This window comes from Streptomyces sp. NPDC020983, assembly GCF_044333485.1.
Classification (GTDB): Bacteria; Actinomycetota; Actinomycetes; order Streptomycetales; family Streptomycetaceae; genus Actinacidiphila.
In genome coordinates this window covers 288,914-308,228 of sequence record NZ_JBIRRA010000004.1, presented here as the reverse complement: position 1 = coordinate 308,228, position 19,315 = coordinate 288,914, and the positions used below count along the sequence as shown (strand labels likewise).

The window sequence follows — 19,315 nt, the reverse complement described above, 5'->3', positions numbered from 1 at the left end:
CCTCAACTGCGACCCAGCAGCAGCCGGGCCTCTCCCACGGTGATGACCGAACCGGTGACCAGCACGCCCGCGCCCGCGTACGCGCCCTCGTCCTCGGCCAGCGTGATCGCCGCCTCCAGCGCGTCGTCCAGCCGCGGTTCGACCTGCACCCGCTCGTCGCCGAACACCTCGACGGCGAGTGCCGCCAGCTCGTCCACGTCCATCGCCCGGGAGGTGGAGTTGCGCGTCACGACGATCTCGGCGAGGACCGGCTCGAACGCCTCCAGCAGCCCGCGCACGTCCTTGTCCCGGCTCGGGCTCACGACGCCCACCAGGTGCGTGAAGTCGAAGGCCTCGCGGATCGCGGCCGCGGTGGCCTGCGCGCCCGCCGGGTTGTGCGCGGCGTCCAGCACCACGCTGGGGCTGCGGCGCACGACCTCCAGCCGGCCCGGCGAGGTGACCGCGGCGAACGCGCTGCGCACGGTGTCCACGTCCAGGGTGCGCTGGTGGACCTGGCCGATGCCGAAGAACGCCTCGACCGCGGCGAGCGCGACCGCCGCGTTCTGCGCCTGGTGCTCGCCGTACAGCGGCAGGAAGACCTGCTCGTACTCGCCGCCGAGCCCGCGCAGCGTCAGCAACTGGCCGCCGACGGCCACCTCGCGGGCGACGACGCCGAACTCCGTGCCCTCGCGGGCGACCGTCGCGTCCTCCCGCACCGCCCGCTCCAGCAGCGTGTGCGCCGCGTCCGCGGGCTGCCGGGCGAGGACGGCGGTCGAGCCCTTCTTGACGATGCCGGACTTCTCCACCGCGATCTCGCCCGGGGTGCGGCCGAGCCGGTCGGTGTGGTCCAGCGCGATCGGGGTGACGACGGCGACCTGCCCGTCGATCACGTTGGTCGCGTCCCAGCTGCCGCCCATGCCGACCTCGACGACCGCGACGTCCACGGGCGCGTCGGCGAAGGCCGCGTACGCCATCGAGGTGATGACCTCGAAGAACGACAGCCGGTGCTCCTGGGAGGCGTCGACCATCTGCACGTACGGCTGGAGGTCGCGGTAGGTCTCGATGAAGCGCTCGGCGCTGATCGGGGCGCCGTCCAGGCTGATCCGCTCGGTGATGGCCTGGACGTGCGGGCTGGTGTAGCGGCCCACGCGCAGCTCGAAGGCGAGCAGCAGCCGCTCGATCATCCGCGCGGTGCTGGTCTTGCCGTTGGTGCCGGTGATGTGGATCGACGGGTAGCCGCGCTGCGGTTCGCCGAGCACGTCCATCATGGCCTGCATCCGCACCAGCGACGGGTCGAGCTTGGTCTCCGGCCAGCGGGCCAGCAGTTCCGCCTCGACCTCGCGCAGCTCGCGGTCCACCGCCGGATCCTCGGGGCGGCGCGGCACGTCGTCGGCGGCGGAGGGCGCGACACCGGCCCGCAGCGTGCGGCTGCCGGCCTCGATGACGGCCATGTCCACCTCGCGGGGCGCGTCGGCCGCGGTGCGCTCGTCGTCCAGGTCGCGGCCGGCGTCGTCCGCGTCCGGGTCGAAGGCGTCGTCGTATCCGGATTCGCCGCTGCGGGGGAGGTCGCTCACGCCGTCCAGTCTACGGAAGGCGGCCCCGGCCTCATGGCCAGGGCCGCTCCCGCCCGTACGCGGCGGCGCGCCGCCCGTCAGCCCTGCGGGAGGGCGGCGAGCTGGGCGGTGATCCGCTCGATGTCGGACTCCGCGGTCGCGAGCCGGGCCCGGATGCCGGTCACGACCTTCTCCGGGGCCTTGGCGAGGAAGCCCTCGTTGCCGAGCTTGCGCTCCGCGTCGGACTTCTCCTTCTCGGCCGCCGCCAGATCCTTGGTGAGCCGCTTGCGCTCGGCGGCCACGTCGATCGTGCCGGACAGGTCCAGCTCGACGGTGGCGCCGCCGACCGGCAGCGAGGCGGTGGCGTGGAAGCCCTCCTCGGCCGGCTGGAGCCGCAGCAGCTGCCGGATGGCCCCCTCGTGCGGGCCGAGCACCGTGCCGTCCAGGGTGAGCCGGGCGGGCACCCGCTGGCCCGGCTGGAGGCCCTGGTCGCTGCGGAAGCGGCGGACCTCGGTGACGAGCCGCTGCACCGCGGCGATCTCCGCCTCCGCCTCCGGGTCGCGGAAGCCGCTGTCCTTCGGCCAGTCGGCGACGACGAGCGACTCGCCGCCGGTGAGCGTCGTCCACAGGGTGTCGGTGACGAAGGGCACGACCGGGTGCAGCAGCCGCAGCAGCGTGTCCAGGACCTCGCCGAGGACCCGCCCGGAGACCCGGGCGCCCTCGCCGCCGCCGAGGAAGGTGGTCTTGGACAGCTCCACGTACCAGTCGAAGACCTCGTCCCACGCGAAGTGGTAGAGCGCGTCCGACAGCTTCGCGAACTGGTAGTCGTCGTAGTGGCCGTCGACCTCGGCGACGACCCGCCCGAGCCGGGACAGGATCCACCGGTCGGCCGCCGCCATCTCCCCGGGCGCGGGCAGCGGGCCCTGGGTGGTGGCGCCGTTCATGAGCGCGAAGCGGGTCGCGTTCCAGATCTTGTTGGCGAAGTTGCGGGACGCCTTGACCCAGTCCTCGCCGATCGGCACGTCCGCACCGGGGTTGGCGCCGGTGGCCAGGGTGAAGCGGACCGCGTCCGAGCCGTAGGCGTCCATCCAGTCCAGCGGGTCCACCGAGTTGGGGTTGGACTTGGACATCTTCTTGCCGTGCTCGTCGCGCACCAGGCCGGTGAGCGCGACGGTGTGGAAGGGCGCCACACCGTCCATCGCGTACAGGCCGAACATCATCATCCGGGCGACCCAGAAGAAGATGATGTCGTGGCCGGTCAGCAGCACGTCGGTCGGGTAGAACTTCGCCAGGTCCGGGGTGCTGTCGGGCCAGCCCAGCGTCGAGAAGGGCCACAGGCCGGAGGAGAACCAGGTGTCCAGGACGTCGGAGTCCTGCGTCCAGCCCTCGCCGGCCGGAGGCTGCTCGTCGGGGCCGACGCACACCGTCTCGCCGTTCGGCCCGTACCACACCGGGATGCGGTGACCCCACCACAGCTGACGCGAGATGCACCAGTCGTGCATGTTGTCGACCCAGTCGAAGTACCGCTTCTCCATCTCCCGCGGGTGGATGGTGACCCGGCCGTCGCGCACCGCGTCGCCCGCGGCCTGCGCCAGGGGGCCGACCTTGACCCACCACTGGAGCGACAGCCGCGGCTCGATGGCGGTGCGGCAGCGCGAGCAGTGGCCCACCGAGTGGACGTACGGGCGCTTCTCGGCGACGATCCGGCCCTGCTCGCGCAGCGCGGCGACGATCGCCGAGCGCGCCTCGAAGCGGTCCAGGCCCTCGAAGGGGCCGGGCACGGTGATGACCGCGCGCTCGTCCAGGATCGTCAGCGACTCCAGGTCGTGCCGCTGGCCGATCGCGAAGTCGTTGGGGTCGTGCGCGGGCGTCACCTTGACCGCGCCCGTGCCGAACTCCGGGTCGACATGGGTGTCGGCGACGACCGGGATGGTGCGGTCGGTGAGCGGCAGCTTGATGCGCCGGCCGACCAGGTGCCGGTAGCGCTCGTCGTCCGGGTGGACGGCGACGGCGGTGTCGCCGAGCATCGTCTCGACCCGGGTGGTGGCCACGACGACGCTGTCCTCGCCCTCGCCGTAGCGGATCGACACCAGCTCGCCGTCGTCGTCCTGGTACTCCACCTCGATGTCGGAGATGGCCGTCAGGCAGCGCGGGCACCAGTTGATGATGCGTTCGGCGCGGTAGATCAGCTCGTCGTCGTAGAGCCGCTTGAAGATCGTCTGGACGGCGCGCGAGAGGCCCTCGTCCATCGTGAAGCGTTCCCTGGACCAGTCGACGCCGTCACCGAGCCGCCGCATCTGGCCGAGGATGCGCCCGCCGTACTCCTCCTTCCAGCGCCAGACACGCTCGACGAAGGCCTCGCGGCCGACGTCGTGGCGCGACTTGCCCTCCTCCGCGAGCTGCTGCTCCACCTTGTTCTGCGTGGCGATACCGGCGTGGTCCATGCCGGGCAGCCACAGCGCCTCGTAACCCTGCATCCGCTTGCGGCGGGTGAGGGCGTCCATGAGCGTGTGCTGGAAGGCGTGACCCAGGTGCAGGGTGCCGGTGACGTTCGGCGGCGGGATGACGATGGTGTACGGCGGCTTGTCGCTCTTGGCGTCCGCCTCGAAGTAGCCGCGCTCCACCCAGCGCTCGTACAGCGGCCCCTCTACCTCGGCCGGCGTGTACGTCGTCGGCAGATCGGGGGTGCTGTTCGGCCCGCTGGCGGGGCGCTGAGTGTTCTCGGTCACCCGCCGATTCTACGGGGGCGGCCGGGGCTGTTACGAATCAGTTGCCCCCTGCCCGCGCTCCCGCGCGGGGCGTCCGCCAGGATGGGGGGATTCGTTGACGGAGGGGACGACCATGAGCAGCAACCAGCCGCCGCCCAACCCGTACGGGCAGCAGCCGCAGAACCCGTACGGCCAGCAGCCGGGGGGCTACGGCCAGCCTCAGCCGGGTTACGGCCAGCAGCAGCCCGCGCAGCCCGGCTACGGCTACCCGCAGCAGGCGCCGCAGCAGCAGCCCGGCTACGGGCAGCAGCCGGGTTACGGCCAGCAGCCGCCGGCGCAGCCCGGTTACGGCTACCCGCAGCAGGGCGGCCAGCCGCCGTACGGGCAGGTGCCGCAGCAGGGCTACGGCTACGGCCAGCCGCCGGCCGCGCCGCAGAACGGCGGCAACGGCAAGAAGACCGGCCTCGTCATCGGCGCGGTCGTGGTGGTCGCGGCGGTCATCGGCGGCGTCGTCTTCGCGATGCAGGGCTCCGACGGCGGCAGCGGCGGTCTGAAGGACGACGGCAAGAAGTACAAGCTGATCACGCCGGACACGGTCGCCGACGGCTACCAGAAGTCCGACGACACACCGTCCGACGACGACGGCTTCGACGACGAGGACATGGCCAAGCTGAAGTCGCTCGGCGTCAGCAACCCGACCAGGGTGACGGCGGGTTACATGAAGGGCTCCTCGGCGCTCACCGGGAAGCTCATCGAATTCCACGGCGTCTACGGCCAGGTCAAGGACCCGCAGAAGGTCGTCGACGGCATGTTCGCCCAGCTGAAGTCGGAGTCCGAGAAGACCAAGGACGACAAGACCCAGCTGGTGGGCGACGCCCAGTCCGTGCACCCGGCCGGCGCCGAGGACGCGGTCATGAAGTGCCAGCAGGCCAAGAGCACGGACGACGACTCCGGCAAGACCGTCAACCTGACGATCTGCCTGTGGGCCGACTACAGCACGGTCGGCTACATCCTCCCGTTCGACCTGGCCTCCATGGCCGCCGGCGGCGGCGCCACGGACGTCAACGCCACCGCGGACCTGACCGCCCAGGTGCGCAAGGACGTCCGTGTGCCGATCGGCTGACCGCCGGCCCGGCACACGGCGAGGGGCGCCCGGTACGGAACCGGGCGCCCCTCGGCGCGTCGTGCGGGCCCGCGGCTAGGCGCTCTTCTGCTCGCCCTTGCCGACGATGCGCGGCTCGCGCGGCACCAGCGTCGGGTTGACGTTGGAGTGCACGACGTCGGCGGTGATCACCACGCGGGCGACGTCCTTGCGGGACGGCACCTCGTACATGACCGACATCAGCACCTCCTCCATGATCGCGCGCAGACCCCGCGCCCCGGTCTGCCGCAGGATCGCCTGGTCGGCGATGGCCTCCAGCGCGCCGCGCTCGAACTCCAGCTCCACGCCGTCGAGTTCGAACAGCTTCTGGTACTGCTTCACGAGCGCGTTGCGCGGCTCGACGAGGATCTGCAGCAGCGCCTCGCGGTCCAGGTTGTGCACGCTGGTGATGACCGGCAGGCGGCCGATGAACTCCGGGATCATCCCGAACTTCACCAGGTCCTCCGGCATGATCTCCTGGAAGAGGTCCGCGGCCTGCAGTTCGCGCTTGGAGCGGATGGTCGCGCCAAACCCGATGCCCTTGGCGCCCGCCCGCGACTCGATGATCTTCTCCAGCCCGGCGAAGGCGCCGCCCACGATGAACAGCACGTTCGTCGTGTCGATCTGGATGAACTCCTGGTGCGGGTGCTTGCGGCCGCCCTGCGGCGGGACGCTCGCGGTGGTGCCCTCCAGGATCTTCAGCAGCGCCTGCTGCACGCCCTCGCCCGACACGTCACGGGTGATCGACGGGTTCTCGCTCTTGCGGGCCACCTTGTCGATCTCGTCGATGTAGATGATCCCCGTCTCGGCCTTCTTGACGTCGTAGTCCGCCGCCTGGATCAGCTTGAGCAGGATGTTCTCGACGTCCTCGCCGACGTAGCCGGCCTCGGTGAGCGCGGTCGCGTCGGCGATGGCGAACGGCACGTTCAGCATCCGGGCCAGCGTCTGCGCCAGCAGTGTCTTGCCCGAGCCGGTGGGGCCTAGCAGCAGGATGTTGGACTTGGCCAGCTCGATCGCGTCCTCGTGGCCCGGGCGGCCGTTCTCCCCGGCCTGGACGCGCTTGTAATGGTTGTAGACCGCGACGGAGAGCGCCTTCTTGGCGGGCATCTGCCCGACCACGTAGCTCTCCAGGAACTCGTAGATCTCCCGGGGCTTGGGCAGGTCCTCCCAGCGGACCTCGGAGGACTCGGCGAGCTCCTCCTCGATGATCTCGTTGCAGAGATCGATGCACTCGTCGCAGATGTACACACCGGGACCTGCGATGAGCTTCTTCACCTGCTTCTGGCTCTTTCCGCAGAACGAGCACTTCAGCAGGTCTCCGCCGTCACCGATGCGTGCCACGAGGTCTTTCCCCTTCGCCTGGGTTCCGCCGGCCTTCAACGGAGCCTGGGTGCTTCTCTCATCGACGGTACCTTGCCGCGCCCCCCGTGTGGGCCCCCCTTGGACGTACTCGCTCATCCGGGTCCAGGGGGGCGAGGGGGCGCGGCCGGAACCGCCGCTCGGGTGGATCAGCCGAGACGCGGACGCATCCGGACGATCCGGGGGCGTCCTCAGACGCCGACGGAGGTCTTGCGGGTCGAGACGATCTGGTCGACGAGACCGTAGGACAGGGCCTCCTCGGCGGTCAGGATCTTGTCCCGCTCGATGTCGTCCCTGATCTGCTCGATCGGCGTGGTGGAGTGCTTGGCGAGCATCTCCTCCAGCTGCTGCCGCATGCGGATGATCTCGTTGGCGGCGATCTCCAGGTCCGAGACCTGGCCGCGGCCGGTCTCGGTGTACGGCTGGTGGATCAGCACCCGGGCGTTCGGCAGCGCCATGCGCTTGCCCGGGGTGCCGGCGGCCAGCAGCACCGCGGCGGCCGAGGCCGCCTGGCCCATGCAGACCGTCTGGATGTCGGGCTTCACGAACTGCATCGTGTCGTAGATCGCGGTGAGCGCCGTGAAGGAGCCGCCGGGGCTGTTGATGTAGACCGAGATGTCACGGTCGGGGTCCATCGACTCCAGGCACAGCAGCTGCGACATCACGTCGTTCGCCGAGGTGTCGTCGATCTGCACGCCCAGGAAGATCACCCGCTCCTCGAACAGCTTCGAGTACGGGTCGTAGCGCTTGTAGCCCTGGGAGGTGCGCTCCTCGAACTGCGGAACGAGGTAGCGGGCCTCGGCGCCGAACACGCCGGGCACCTCGGCCCGGGTGCGCTCGTACAGGCCGCTGCCGGGGAAATTCTGAGTGTTCACGTCCACCGTCCTGGTGATGTCGAGCTTCGGGTGATCGTCGGGCCTGCCGCTGCCCGGCTCAGGAGCCGGAGCCCGCGCCGGTGCCGCCGCCGCCGGGCACGTGCGCGGCGGAGAGCATGACCCCGTCCAGCAGGCCGTACTCCTTGGCCTCCTCGGCGGAGAACCAGCGGTCGCGGTCCGAGTCCTTGGTGATCTGCTCGAAGCTCTGGCCGGAGTGCTGGGCGATCAGCTCGGCCATGCGGCGCTTGGTGTGCAGCAGCTGCTCGGCCTGGATCTTGATGTCGGTGGCGGAACCGCCGAGGCCGGCGGACGGCTGGTGCATCAGGATGCGGGTGTTCGGCAGCGCGAAACGCTTGCCCGGGGTGCCCGCGGTGAGGAGGAACTGGCCCATCGAGGCGGCCATGCCCATCGCGATCGTCACGACGTCGTTCTGGATGAACTGCATCGTGTCGTAGATCGCCATGCCCGCGGTCACCGAGCCGCCGGGGCTGTTGATGTAGAGGAAGATGTCCTTGTCCGGCTCGGCGGCCAGGAGCAGCAGCTGCGCCGTGATCTTGTTGGCGATGTCGTCGTCGACCGCTTGGCCGAGGAAGATGATGCGCTCGCCGAGCAGTCGGTTGTAGACCTGGTCGCCGAGGCCACCGGGGTTCGGCTCGCCGGCGGCGGAAGGCATCGGAGTCGTCACGTATCCACCTGCTCGTTGTCGGACGGTAGAAGCGCCGTCACAGGGTCTTCGTCTGAGTGGGGCACCGTCCCGCAGGGGGACCGCGCCCTTCTCCTTACGGACCCTAACGCGCGGGTGCTGGCCGTAAATCCTGTACGGCCACCTGTTCGCTCTGAGCGCATGGCGCTCCGCGCCGGGTGAAGCGCTCCCCGCCGCTTCGGGCGGGCGCTCTCAGGCCGCGCCTGCCGCGCCGGGTACGCCCGGGGGCGCGGGGAACCGCGCGCCCGGCCGCCGCCGGGGGCGGGTCCGCACCGCCCCGAAGGGCGGTGCGGTCCGCTCCGGACCAGCGGGCGGTGGAGGGTGCGCGCGCAGTTCCCCGCGCCCCTGACGGCGCCGCCGTGCGCAGCGGGGAAGGTCAGGCCTCGTCGGCCTTCGCGGCGGCCTCGTCGCCCTCGGACGCCTCGGCGCCCTCCGTGTTCTCGGCCTCGTCCTCGTCCTCGTCGTCGGCCAGGTCGACGACCTCGCCGTTGGAGTCGACGACCTTCGCCGCCTCGACGACGACCGCGAGGGCCTTGCCGCGGGCGACTTCGCCCACCAGCAGCTGGACCTGGTTGCCCTCGACGACCGCCTGGGCGAACTGGTCGGGGCTCATGCCGGAGGACGCCGCGCGGCGCACGAGGTGCTCGGTGAGCTCCTCCTGGTTGACCGACAGCTTCTCCTTGCCGACGAGCTCGTCGAGGATGAACTGGGTCTTGATGCCCTTGATCGCCTGCTCCTCGATCTGGGCGTCGTACTCCTCGCGCGTCTTGCCCTCGCGCTCCAGGAAGGACTCCCAGGTCAGACCCATCTGCGGGAACTGGTGGTGCTCCAGGTTGTGGGTCCGGGTCTCGATCTCGTCCTTGAGCAGCTTCTCCGGGATCGCGACCTCGGTGAGCTCGATGAGCGCGTCGAGGACCTTCTCCTGGGCGGCCGTGGCCTGGTCGTACTGCTTCATCGACTCCAGGCGCTTGCGGCTGTCCGCGCGCAGCTCCTCCAGGGTGTCGAACTCGCTCGCCAGCTGGGCGAACTCGTCGTCCAGCTCCGGCAGTTCGCGCTGCTGGACGTCGGAGACCTCGACCTTGACCTCGGCGGCGCGGCCGGCCGCGGAGCCGCCCTTGAGCTCGGAGGTGAAGGTGGCCGAGCCGCCGGCGGACAGGCCCGTCACGGCGTCGTCGATGCCGTCGAGGAGCTGGCCGGAGCCGATCGTGTAGCTGACGCCCTTGGCGATGCCGTCGCCGAGGACCTCGCCGTCCACGGACGCCTCCAGGTCGACGACCACGACGTCGCCCTCGGCGGCGGGGCGGTCCACGGTCGTGGTGGTGGCGAAGCGGTCCCGCAGCTGCTGCAGGGACTTCTCGACGTCCTCGTCGGAGACCTCGACGGCGTCGACGGTGACCTCGATGCCCGAGTAGTCCGGGATCTCGATGGTCGGGCGGATGTCCACCTCGGCGGTGAACTTCAGCTCGTTGCCGTCGTCGAACTCGGTGATGTCGACGTCGGGCTGCCCGAGCACGTTGATCTCGCCCTCGGTGACCGCCTGCGTGTAGAACTTCGGCAGCGCGTCGTTGATGGCCTCTTCGAGGACCGCACCGCGACCGAAGCGCTGGTCGATGACGCGGGCAGGGATCTTGCCCTTGCGGAAGCCCGGCACCGTGACCTGGTTGTTGATCTTCTTGTACGCCGCGTCGAGGCTGGGCTTGAGCTCCTCGAAGGGCACCTCGACAGTGAGTCGAACCCGGGTCGGGTTCAGAGTCTCGACGGCGCTCTTCACGGTTGGGTCTCCTTGGGGCTTTACGTTGATGGGGGCGGACCTTCGGCCCTTCGGCGCGGCTCGCGCATCCGGTACTCGGTACCCGGCCGTGCCGCGTACCCGGTCGCCGGCGGCCCATCCTACCCGTACCACAAACCCCACCGGGCGGGGTCGTCCGGCGACGAGCCGGCCGCTCCCGCGGAACGCGTCAGCGCTGGTCGGGGTGGCCGGATTCGAACCGACGGCCTTCCGCTCCCAAAGCGGACGCGCTACCAAGCTGCGCCACACCCCGCTGGTGCGACACGTAGAGTACATGCCCCCTAGACCGTGGGCAGCCGCTATTCACCCGTGCCCGATCCGGTTCGACCGGCAACCGCGCGATGTGCCAGAATCAAGGCGCTGCGGGCGTAGCTCAATGGTAGAGCCCTAGTCTTCCAAACTAGCTACGCGGGTTCGATTCCCGTCGCCCGCTCTGAACGACGACGGCCCAGGTCAGCGGAGGTTTCCGCGGCCTGGGCCGTTTGCTTGTGCGATGCCGTCCCGGCCGCCCGCGCCCGCCGTGTGCCCGTTCCTGCCGGATCCGCGCCCGGCCGGCACCCTGACGGCCGCGCCGTCGGCCGCGTGGGCGAGACGCCGGCCCGGGGCCCTCGCCTCCCACGGTCCTGTGTGTCACACCCCGGTGGCAGACTGCCGGAACAGCGAAGGCCCGTCAGGGGCAGGGCTGTGCGGCAGGGTCACCCGTCGGGCACCACCGCCCGGGGGCGGCCGGTACCACAGGGGGGATGCGCGGCCGTGATCTTCGACAGCCTTGACGTGTCGTACGGCGACATGTGGGGTTCCCAGCAGGGAACGGCCCATTCGGACCCGATGCCGCGCGCGGTCGCGGCACGCAGGCACGCCGCCGGGACGGACTACGCGGTGCTGCTGTCCGCGCGGGAGCGTCCGCTGGCCCTGGCCGAGTACTGGCCGCGCCGGATGTGGCGGCTGTACCTCTTCGACGACAGGTCCTGGCGCGTGCAGATGATCGACCTCAAGCAGCACGGCACGGGGATGCTGCTGGCCCACCGGAACACCCGGTGGCAGTTCTCCGGCGAGCAGGAGCACGCCTCCTGGAAGTGGGACGTCCAGGAGACCACGACCGTCTCGGCCGACGGGCAGGTCGAGGTGCGGTCGGAGTTCGCCGGGCCGGGGGCATCCGTGCCGGAGGGCGTCCCCGTGCGGCGGTTCGCGGCGCCCCTCGAGAGCTTCCTCTGCCCCGCACCGGAATTCGGCGAGTGGCAGGTGTTCGCGCCCTTCCTCGCCCAGCAGGGCCACGAGCCCGCCGCGGCCCTCGTCCTGAGCGACGTGCCGGTGGACGAAGGAGCGGGACCGCTGCGCGCCGCCGGAATCGAGCAGCTGTTCCGTCCGGGCGTGCACGACACCCCTAACGGGCAGGCCGCCGTCGAGCCCGTCGACGCCGGCCTGCTGAGGATCACGTCGGGGCGGCTGGCGGTCTCGGACCCCGGCTGGGTCGGGGAGGACCCGCGGACCGTCGCCGTGCCACGGGGCGACTTCCCGGTCACGCTGTCGCTTGTGCGCACGCCGCACGCCACCGAGGTCGCCGCGGCCAGGGTGACGTTCGTGGACGTCCCGCCCCGCGCGTGGGAGATGGCCCTCCGCCCCGACGAGGACCTGGGACTGCTCGGCGGGGGCCAGTTCTACGGGGTCGGCGTGGACACCGGCACGGCGGCTTTCCTGGACGCGACCCGGACGGTCGACGAGGACCGGCTGGACGAGGACGTGTTCGTCCCCCTCGACAGCCGTTTCGCCGTCGAGCTGCCCGGCACCCGGTCCGGGCCGAACCTCATCGCCTTCCGTGCCGGCCGGGGCGACGGGGCCTATCCCGTCTGGATCGGCCGGACCGACGACGGACAGGTCGGGTGCGTCGTCGTCGACTTCCGGCTCCACCCCGCCGCCGGGGGGGAGTGAGGAGCCGCGGGCACCTCGGCGCGCACGGCCCGGCCGCGGAGGAGGTCCGCGGCCGGGCCGCCGTCGTCTCCGGGGGCGGGCGGCGGGTCGGTTAGTCGACGGGGATGCCCTGGGGGGACTTGATGCGGCGCATGATCATCTGGGAGTTGACGTCGCTGACGCCCGGCATGCCGATGAGCTTCTCGGTCCAGAAGCGCTCGTAGGCGTCGGAGTCGGCCACCGCGATGCGCAGCAGGCAGCCGGGGGCGCCGTAGAGGCGGTAGGCCTCGACGACGTCGGTGGTGGACTGGACCTCGGCCTCGAAGGCGGCGACCGACGCGCGGTCGCGGTGGACCTCGACGGAGGCGAAGACCTCGAAGCCGCGCCCGACCGCGGCCGGGTCGACGACCGCGCGGTAGGTCTGGATGACCCCGTCGTCCTCCAGCTGGCGCACCCGGCGCAGGCACGGGGAGGGGGTCAGGCCGACCCGCTGGGCCAGCTCCTGGTTGGTCAGCCGGCCGTCGGCCTGGAGTTCACGCAAGATGTGTCTGTCGATGGCGTCCATCGCAGCATTATCAACCTGGATTTAACAAAGTACCGGCTGGTATTCGCAATCATATGCTGGGTCTACGCGCATATCATTGCAGTGGAGACCGTCCACGGTGCCGAGCCCTGCCCCTCCGGGCCCCGGCGACCCCTGGGCGGCGAGGCGCAACGGCGGTAACGGAGGCGGAGGCATCGTGCGACACGTCGTGGTCATCAGCACCGGGGGCACCATCGCCAGCCGGTGGCAGGGCGACGGATACGCGGCCGAGGCGGCCGGGCGGGAGGTGCTGGACGCCGGCGCCGTCCCCGAGGACGTCCACGTGCGGGTGGTGGACCTCTTCACCGTCAACAGCTCCCGGCTGACCACCGGTCACCAGCTGCGGCTGCTGTACGCCGTGCACGAGGCGCTCGCCGACCCCGAGGTGGACGGCGTGGTCGTCACGCACGGCACGGACACCCTGGAGGAGTCCGCCTTCTTCGTCGACCTCTTCCACCACGACCCGCGCCCGGTGGTCTTCACCGGCGCGCAGCAGCCGCTGGACGCCCCCGACGGCGACGCGGCGGGCAACCTCTACGACGCGCTGCTGACCGCCGCCTCCGGGCGGGACATCGGCGCGGTGATCGTCTTCGCCGGCCAGGTCTTCGCCGCCCGCGGCACGGTCAAGCAGCACACGGTGGACGCGCACGCCTTCGGTGACCCGGACGGGCAGCCGCTGGGCCGGGTCGACTTCGGCCGGGTGCGCTGGGCGCGCCGGGTGCCGCGGCACGAGCCGCTTCCGCTGCCCGCCCGCACGGGCGCCACCCCGCGGGTCGACATCGTGATGCACCACAGCGACGGCGACTCCGTCCTGTTCGACGCGGCCGTCGCGGCCGGCGCCCGCGGCATCGTGCTCGTGGGCACGGGCGCGGGCAACGCCAACCCGGAGATCGCCGACGCGGTGCGCCGCGCCGTCGGCGCCGGGGTGCAGGTCGCCGTCAGCACGCGGGTGGCGGCGGGCGCGGTGGCCCCGCTCTACACCGGCGGCGGCGCCGTCGACCTCGCGGCGGCCGGCGCGCTGCTGGCCGGGTCGCTCAAGCCGGGCCAGGCCCGTATCGCGGTGCTCGCCGCGCTGCTGGCGGCCGGCGGGCCGGACGGCGGCGACGCGGGGACGCTGCTGCGCGCCCTGCTGGCGCCGCCGGCGGCTCCGCCGCGGCCCGCGTCAGATCTTTATCTGGTTGATGGTGTCGGCCACTGAGTTCAGGAACCGGTTGATGTCCGGCGCCATGTCCGTGGACGCCAGGAAGAAGCCGAACAGGGCGGCGACGATCGCGGGCCCCACCTTGATCGTCTTGGACCGGATCATGACGAAGAGCACGACCGCCAGCAGCAGTGCCGCGGACAGGGAGATAACCACAGGGGATCACTTCCTCATTCGGGTTCCAAGCCGGTCCGGGGAACCACGCCGCGCCCCCCGCCTCGCCCGTAGTCCATGGTGCCATCCCTGACCGACAATCAACGCCCTCCGGTGCCAGGGCAGATGATGACGATCAGGTGTGCGGGCCCGGCACCGGCGTGTCCGCGCGGGAGGTTTCAGGAAGCGCGGTGGGTGCGGCTGACGATGAGAAGCGCCCGGTCGTCGTTGACGTCCTTGGCCACGGCCTCGATGAGCCGCCAGGCGGCGCCGCGGAAGCCGGTCGCCACGAAGCGGTCGGCCTCGCCGATGAGCCGGTCCACGCCTTCGCTGATCTCGCGCTCGGCGGTCTCCACGAGCCCGTCGGTGAACAGCATCAGCACGTCGCCGGCGCGCAACGTGCCCTTCACGCCGTGGAACTCGGCCCCGTCGTAGACGCCCAGCAGCGGCCCCTCGGCGCAGATCTGCTCCCACACCCCGCTGCCCGCGTGCAGCTGGACGCCCGGCGGATGACCCGCGGACAGCAGCTCGTAGTCGCCGCTCTCCAGGTCGAGGACCAGGTGCACGGAGGTCGCGAAGCCCTCCTCCCAGTTCTGCCGCAGCAGGTAGCCGTTGGCGGCGGGCAGGAAGGAGTGCGGCGGCAGCGAGCCGAGCAGGCCGCCGAAGGCGCCCGACAGCAGCAGCGAGCGGGAGGCCGCGTCCATGCCCTTGCCCGACACGTCGGTGAGCACCGCCTCCAGCACCCGGCCGCCCGAACTGCGGGTGGCCACGACGAAGTCGCCGGAGAAGGACTGGCCGCCGGCCGGCCGCAGCGACATCTCGGCGTGCCAGCCGCCGGGCAGCCGCGGCAGCCGGCTCTGCACCCGGATACGTTCCCGGAGGTCGAACAGCATGGTGTGCCCGCCCCGCCACGGCACCCCGACGCGGGACCGGAACTGCGCGATGACCAGGCCCGTCAGGGCGACCGCGGTGACCTCCAGCACCGTGCCCGGCGTGACGCGCGCCGGCCCCTCGCGGTAGGGGCCGAGCGTCGCGGACTCGGCTATGAGCGCGACGGCGGAGGCGGTGTAGAGCAGCAGCAGGCTCGCGGGGCGCAGCAGCAGCCCGCCGGCCAGGATCGGCAGCACCAGGGCGCTCGGCGGGCACCAGGCGGGCGTGACGACGGAGACGTACGCCAGCAGCGGGACCGCGGCGACGAGCACGGCCAGGCCGGCCCAGTCGGAGACGCCGCCGCGGAAGTAGTCGACGGCGGCCTTGCGCACACCGAGCCGGGCCCGGTGCAGCTGCCTGCGCCACCGGAGCCCGATCCCCTCGCCCACCGCCTCTTTCGCCATGTCCCGGCGACCCTACCGAGCGACGGCCCGGCTGTGCAGGCCGGATGACCTGTGAGCCGTCCGGGTGAGCCGCCCGGCCGCTCCTTTCGCGCCGGAAAATACGTTCGCCCCCCGACCGGCCGCCTGGTAGGCACAGTTCATGACGATCGAACTGCGCGCGCTCGCCGAGAGCGAGTGGGAAGCGTACGAGCGGTGCCTCCTGCGGTCCTTCGGCGGACCGGGAGAGGACCCCGCCGAGGCACAGCTGTGGCGGGAACTGCTGCCCGTCGGGCGGACGGTGACGGCCTGGGACGGCAAGGAGATCGTCGGCACCGCGGGCGCCTTCGACTTCCGCATGGCGGTGCCGGGCGGCGCGCTGCGGGAGACCGCGGGCGTGACGGCGGTGAGCGTGCTGCCCACGCACCGCCGGCGCGGCGTGCTGACGGCGATGATGCGCCGCCAGCTCGACACCTTCCACGCGGACGGCACGCCGCTCGCCGTCCTCACCGCCTCCGAGCCGCAGATCTACGGGCGGTTCGGCTACGGTGCGGGCACGCGCCAGGTGCACGGCAGCCTCGACGTCCGGCAGCTGACCGTCGCGCTGCCGCCGGGCGCCGAGCGGCTGCGGATGCGGCTGGTCGACCCGGCGGAGGGCTCGGCGGCCTGCGAGGCGGTCTACGCCCAGGTGGTGCCGCGGCGGCCCGGTATGCTCGCCCGCCGCCCCGGCTGGGAGCGCCACCCGCTGCTGGACCCGGCGAGCGGCCGCGGCGGCTTCGGGCCCATGCTGTGCGTGCTCGCCGAGGACGAGGGCGGCGAGGTGCGCGGCTACGCGCGCTACTGGACGTCGAACCGCGGCACGCCCGAGGGCGTACCCGACGGCACCGTGAAGCTGCGCGACGTCGAGGCGCTCGACCCGGCGGCGTACGCGGCGCTGTGGCACTACCTGACGGGCACGGACCTGACCGCGCGGCTCGTCTTCCACAACCGGCCGGCCGACGACCCGGTGCAGCAGCTCGTCTCCGACATCCGCCGCTGCCACCTGGGGTGGCGGGACGGCCTGTACGTGCGGCTGGTCGACGTCCCCGCGGCGCTCGCCGCCCGCGCCTACACCGCGCCGCTGGACGTGGTGCTGGAGGTCGAGGACGCCTTCTGCCCGTGGAACTCGGGCCGCTGGCGGCTGTCCGCGGACGCCTCCGGCGCGGTGTGCGAGCGCACGGCCGGGCCCGCCGACCTCGCCGTCACCGCGCGCGAGCTGGGCACCGCCTACCTCGGCGGCCACACCTTGCGCACCCTCGCCGCCGCCGGGCTGGTCACCGAGCTGCGGCCGGGCGCCCTGGGACCGGCCTCGGCGGCCTTCCACTGCGACGTGCAGCCGTGGGTGCCGCACGGCTTCTGAGCCGTCAGGCCGCCTGGCAGCGCGGGCACCAGAACAGGTTGCGGGCCGCCAGCGCCTGGGTGCGCACCGGCGTGCCGCACACCAGGCACGGCAGGCCGGTGCGGCGGTAGACGTAGACCTCGCCGCCGTGGTCGTCGACGCGCGGCGGGCGGCCCATCGCCGCCGGCTCGTGCTCGGGGCGCACGGTGTCGATGCGGTTGTTGCGCACGCCCTCGCGCATCAGCGCGACCAGATCCGCCCACATCGCCTCCCACACCGGCCGCGGCAGGTCCCGCCCGGCCAGGAAGGGGTCCACGCCGTGCCGGAAGAGCACCTCGGCGCGGTAGACGTTGCCCACGCCCGCGACGACCTTCTGGTCCAGCAGCAGCGCCGCGACGCTGGTCCGGGAGCGCGAGATCCTGGCGTACACCCTGTCCGGGTCGTCGCCCGGCCGCAGCGGGTCCGGCCCGAGCCGGTCGTGTATCGCCTGCTTCTCCGGGTCGGTGACGAGCGCGCAGGCGGCCGGGCCCCGCAGGTCGGCGTAGTGCCGGGGCGTGGCGACACGCAGGCGCACGGTGTCCGCGGGCAGCGGCGGCGCTCCCTCGCCGAAGCGGAAGGTGCCGATCAGGCCGAGGTGCACGTGCACCCAGCCGACCCCGGCGAAGCCGAGGAAGAGGTGCTTGCCGTGCGCCTCGGCCGCGTCCATGACCCGGCCGTCCAGCAGCGCGGCGCCGTCCGAGAACTTGCCCTGCGGGCTGGCCGCGCGCACCGCCCGGCCGCCGAACCGCTCGCGGTGGTCGGCGGCCAGCCGGTGGATCGTGTGCCCCTCCGGCATCGCGGCCGGTCAGTCCTGCTGCGGGTGGTGCGCCGGGATCGGCGGCAGCTCGCCCGTGGCCTCGTAGGCCGTGAGCATGTCGATGCGGCGCTGGTGCCGCTCCTCGTGCGAGTACGGCGTCGTCAGGAAGAGCTCGACGAACCTCACCGCCTCCTCCTGCGTGTGCATCCGGCCGCCGATGCTCAGCACGTTGGCGTCGTTGTGCTCGCGGGCCAGCTGCGCGGTCTGCTCGCTCCACGCGAGGGCGGAGCGCACGCCGCGCACCTTGTTCGCGGCGATCTGCTCGCCGTTGCCCGAGCCGCCGATGACGACGCCGAGGCTGCCGGCGTCGGCGGCCGTCCGCTCGGCGGCGCGCAGGCAGAAGGGCGGGTAGTCGTCGAGCGCGTCGTAGACGTGCGGCCCGCAGTCCACGGGCTCGTGCCCGTTGGCGGTGAGCCATTCGACGAGGTGGTTCTTCAGTTCGAAACCGGCATGATCAGAGCCGAGGTACACACGCATGGGGGCAGTCTTTCACCTCGCGCGGCGCGGGGACGCGCAGGGCGGTGCGGTCCCTCCGCGGGGGCCGTCCCCCGGGAGGGTGCGGGGCACCGCGGAGGTCAGCGGCGGACGAGGCGCCAGGTCAGGGGGAGGGCGGTCATGGCGAAGGCGGCCTTGACCGCGTCGCCCAGCAGGTACGGGCGCAGGCCCATCGTGACCGCCTGGTGGGCGGAGAGGTGCGCGGAGACCGCCAGGTACGGCACGCCCACCGCGTAGATGACGGCGGAGCCGACGGCCATGACGCCCGCGGTGCGCAGCACCGTGCGGTCGCCGCCGCGCCGCGCGAGGAAGCCGACCACGCCGGAGGCGAGCAGCATCCCGAGGATGTAGCCGAAGCTCGCCATGGACCAGCCGGAGGCCCCGCCGGCGAACCACGGCAGGCCCGCGACGCCCGCGGCGGCGTAGAGGCCGAGGGAGGCGAGGCCGCGCCGGGCGCCCAGCGTGGTGCCCACCAGGAGCGCGGCGAAGGTCTGCCCGGTGACGGGCACCGGCGAGCCGGGGACGGGCAGGGACAGCTGCGCGGCGAGCCCGGTGAGGGCGGCGCCGCCCGCGACGAGCGCGGCGTCGCGCAGCCGCGCCCGGGTCGCGGAGGAGGCGGGCAGGAGGTCGGCGAGGACGGTTCCGGCCCGGCCGGTGGCAAGGGTGGCGGCGCTCATGGGGTTCTCCCGCGGGGTGAGGCGGCTGGGGGTCGCCACGGAGGCGACGCTCCGACGCTAGCCCAGCTTCGCGGCGCCGATCATCGTCTGCTTCCGACAAAGGCGTGATCTTCCGCTTGGAGAATCCGGCTCCGGCCGGGCGGGAGGTTTACGCAGGTGGCGTGAGCTGCGTCACGCCGGGCGCGGTCACGGGGGCGGGCCCGTACGAGCCCGCCCCGGACCGTATGCGCTGTGGGTTTCCACCAAGTTACGCGGGCTGGATGAGATCCCACCGGTTGCCGTAGAGGTCGCGGAAGACCACGACCGCCCCGTACGGCTCGTAGCGCGGCTCCTCCTCGAAGACGACGCCCTCGGCGACCATGCGCTCGTAGGCGCCGTCGAAGTCGTCGGTGGTCAGGAAGAGGCCGACACGCCCGCCGGTCTGGTCGCCGACCCGGGCGGACTGCTCCGGGGTGGACGCGCGGGCCAGCAGCAGGCCGGTCTCGCGGGCGCCGGGCGGGGCGACGACGACCCAGCGCGAGCCGTCCCCGCGCGGGGTGTCCTCGCGCAGCTCGAAGCCGAGCGCGCGGGTGTAGTAGGCGATGGCCTCGTCGTAGTCGTGCACGACGACGGCCACCAGGCCCAGGTGCGCCATGGTGTGACGGCCG

Annotated in this window: 17 protein-coding genes and 2 tRNA genes; 5 read left to right on the top strand and 14 right to left on the bottom strand. The window is 72.3% G+C overall.

The genetic code is table 11. The features are described from left to right. Positions 1-2: 2 nt before the first annotated feature. Entirely contained in the window at positions 3-1,553 is a 1,551-nt protein-coding gene (locus ACH4SE_RS10395) for a bifunctional folylpolyglutamate synthase/dihydrofolate synthase (protein WP_398542906.1), read from the bottom strand. 77 nt (positions 1,554-1,630) lie between these two features. Continuing rightward, a complete protein-coding gene (locus ACH4SE_RS10390) occupies positions 1,631-4,261 on the bottom strand; it encodes a valine--tRNA ligase (RefSeq protein WP_398542905.1) in 2,631 nt (876 codons plus the stop codon). Between the two features lie 112 nt (positions 4,262-4,373). On the opposite strand from ACH4SE_RS10390, the gene ACH4SE_RS10385 reads away from it, so the two are divergent. After that, positions 4,374-5,363: a hypothetical protein gene (locus ACH4SE_RS10385; protein ID WP_398542904.1), complete on the top strand. Its 990-nt coding sequence runs from the start codon at positions 4,374-4,376 to the stop codon at positions 5,361-5,363. Between the two features lie 75 nt (positions 5,364-5,438). On the opposite strand, the gene clpX is transcribed toward ACH4SE_RS10385, so the two are convergent. From clpX to ACH4SE_RS10360, 5 genes are all read right to left on the bottom strand, one after another. Beyond that, positions 5,439-6,722 carry an ATP-dependent Clp protease ATP-binding subunit ClpX gene (clpX, locus tag ACH4SE_RS10380; RefSeq protein WP_398542903.1) on the bottom strand — a complete coding sequence of 428 codons (1,284 nt, stop codon included), beginning with the start codon at positions 6,720-6,722 and terminating at the stop codon, positions 5,439-5,441. A 209-nt stretch (positions 6,723-6,931) separates the two neighbouring features. Further along, positions 6,932-7,615: an ATP-dependent Clp protease proteolytic subunit gene (locus ACH4SE_RS10375; RefSeq protein ID WP_398542902.1), complete on the bottom strand. Its 684-nt coding sequence runs from the start codon at positions 7,613-7,615 to the stop codon at positions 6,932-6,934. Positions 7,616-7,673: 58 nt separating this feature from the next. Further along, positions 7,674-8,300, bottom strand: coding sequence for an ATP-dependent Clp protease proteolytic subunit (locus ACH4SE_RS10370; protein ID WP_398542901.1), 627 nt, complete (start codon positions 8,298-8,300; stop codon positions 7,674-7,676). A 394-nt stretch (positions 8,301-8,694) separates the two neighbouring features. Beyond that, positions 8,695-10,089, bottom strand: a complete 1,395-nt coding sequence (gene tig, locus ACH4SE_RS10365; RefSeq protein WP_398542900.1) for a trigger factor — start codon at positions 10,087-10,089, stop codon at positions 8,695-8,697. Positions 10,090-10,283: 194 nt separating this feature from the next. Next, positions 10,284-10,360: transfer RNA gene (locus tag ACH4SE_RS10360), tRNA-Pro, on the bottom strand. Positions 10,361-10,469: 109 nt separating this feature from the next. Between ACH4SE_RS10360 and ACH4SE_RS10355 the strand changes: the two genes are divergently transcribed. Both ACH4SE_RS10355 and ACH4SE_RS10350 read left to right on the top strand, forming a co-directional pair. Next, positions 10,470-10,540 (top strand) — tRNA-Gly (locus ACH4SE_RS10355). A 320-nt stretch (positions 10,541-10,860) separates the two neighbouring features. Then, positions 10,861-12,036 (top strand): DUF4241 domain-containing protein, encoded by a 1,176-nt coding sequence (locus ACH4SE_RS10350; protein ID WP_398542899.1) that lies wholly within the window; start codon positions 10,861-10,863, stop codon positions 12,034-12,036. 91 nt (positions 12,037-12,127) lie between these two features. On the opposite strand, the gene ACH4SE_RS10345 is transcribed toward ACH4SE_RS10350, so the two are convergent. After that, entirely contained in the window at positions 12,128-12,580 is a 453-nt protein-coding gene (locus ACH4SE_RS10345; RefSeq protein ID WP_398542898.1) for an Lrp/AsnC family transcriptional regulator, read from the bottom strand. 175 nt (positions 12,581-12,755) lie between these two features. On the opposite strand from ACH4SE_RS10345, the gene ACH4SE_RS10340 reads away from it, so the two are divergent. Next, positions 12,756-13,796: an asparaginase gene (locus ACH4SE_RS10340; protein ID WP_398542897.1), complete on the top strand. Its 1,041-nt coding sequence runs from the start codon at positions 12,756-12,758 to the stop codon at positions 13,794-13,796. Here ACH4SE_RS10340 and ACH4SE_RS10335 read toward each other — a convergent pair. Both ACH4SE_RS10335 and ACH4SE_RS10330 read right to left on the bottom strand, forming a co-directional pair. After that, positions 13,761-13,955, bottom strand: coding sequence for a hypothetical protein (locus ACH4SE_RS10335; RefSeq protein WP_398542896.1), 195 nt, complete (start codon positions 13,953-13,955; stop codon positions 13,761-13,763). The two genes, ACH4SE_RS10340 and ACH4SE_RS10335, sit on opposite strands and share 36 nt — an antisense overlap. A 176-nt stretch (positions 13,956-14,131) precedes the next feature. Continuing rightward, on the bottom strand, positions 14,132-15,286 hold the full coding sequence (locus tag ACH4SE_RS10330) for a PP2C family protein-serine/threonine phosphatase (RefSeq protein ID WP_398542895.1): 1,155 nt from the start codon (positions 15,284-15,286) through the stop codon (positions 14,132-14,134). A gap of 139 nt (positions 15,287-15,425) precedes the next feature. Here ACH4SE_RS10330 and ACH4SE_RS10325 point away from each other — a divergent pair, with 139 nt between their 5' ends. Continuing rightward, a complete protein-coding gene (locus ACH4SE_RS10325) occupies positions 15,426-16,661 on the top strand; it encodes a GNAT family N-acetyltransferase (protein WP_398542894.1) in 1,236 nt (411 codons plus the stop codon). A gap of 4 nt (positions 16,662-16,665) precedes the next feature. Here ACH4SE_RS10325 and ACH4SE_RS10320 read toward each other — a convergent pair whose 3' ends face one another. From ACH4SE_RS10320 to ACH4SE_RS10305, 4 genes are all read right to left on the bottom strand, one after another. Continuing rightward, positions 16,666-17,475, bottom strand: a complete 810-nt coding sequence (locus ACH4SE_RS10320) for an Fpg/Nei family DNA glycosylase (protein WP_398542893.1) — start codon at positions 17,473-17,475, stop codon at positions 16,666-16,668. A 9-nt stretch (positions 17,476-17,484) separates the two neighbouring features. After that, positions 17,485-17,973: a ribose-5-phosphate isomerase gene (locus ACH4SE_RS10315; protein WP_398542892.1), complete on the bottom strand. Its 489-nt coding sequence runs from the start codon at positions 17,971-17,973 to the stop codon at positions 17,485-17,487. Between the two features lie 98 nt (positions 17,974-18,071). Further along, positions 18,072-18,668 carry a biotin transporter BioY gene (locus ACH4SE_RS10310; protein WP_398543194.1) on the bottom strand — a complete coding sequence of 199 codons (597 nt, stop codon included), beginning with the start codon at positions 18,666-18,668 and terminating at the stop codon, positions 18,072-18,074. 247 nt (positions 18,669-18,915) lie between these two features. Then, positions 18,916-19,302, bottom strand: a complete 387-nt coding sequence (locus tag ACH4SE_RS10305) for a VOC family protein (RefSeq protein WP_398542891.1) — start codon at positions 19,300-19,302, stop codon at positions 18,916-18,918. Positions 19,303-19,315 lie beyond the last annotated feature (13 nt).

Coding starts and splice junctions, on each gene's coding strand:
- ACH4SE_RS10310 (WP_398543194.1), bottom strand. CDS start 18,668: ATGAGCGCCGCCACCCTTGCCACCGGCCGGGCCGGAACCGTCCTCGCC.
- ACH4SE_RS10330 (WP_398542895.1), bottom strand. CDS start 15,286: ATGGCGAAAGAGGCGGTGGGCGAGGGGATCGGGCTCCGGTGGCGCAGG.
- ACH4SE_RS10315 (WP_398542892.1), bottom strand. CDS start 17,973: ATGCGTGTGTACCTCGGCTCTGATCATGCCGGTTTCGAACTGAAGAAC.
- ACH4SE_RS10305 (WP_398542891.1), bottom strand. CDS start 19,302: ATGGCGCACCTGGGCCTGGTGGCCGTCGTCGTGCACGACTACGACGAG.
- ACH4SE_RS10345 (WP_398542898.1), bottom strand. CDS start 12,580: ATGGACGCCATCGACAGACACATCTTGCGTGAACTCCAGGCCGACGGC.
- ACH4SE_RS10385 (WP_398542904.1), top strand. CDS start 4,374: ATGAGCAGCAACCAGCCGCCGCCCAACCCGTACGGGCAGCAGCCGCAG.
- ACH4SE_RS10325 (WP_398542894.1), top strand. CDS start 15,426: ATGACGATCGAACTGCGCGCGCTCGCCGAGAGCGAGTGGGAAGCGTAC.
- ACH4SE_RS10320 (WP_398542893.1), bottom strand. CDS start 17,475: ATGCCGGAGGGGCACACGATCCACCGGCTGGCCGCCGACCACCGCGAG.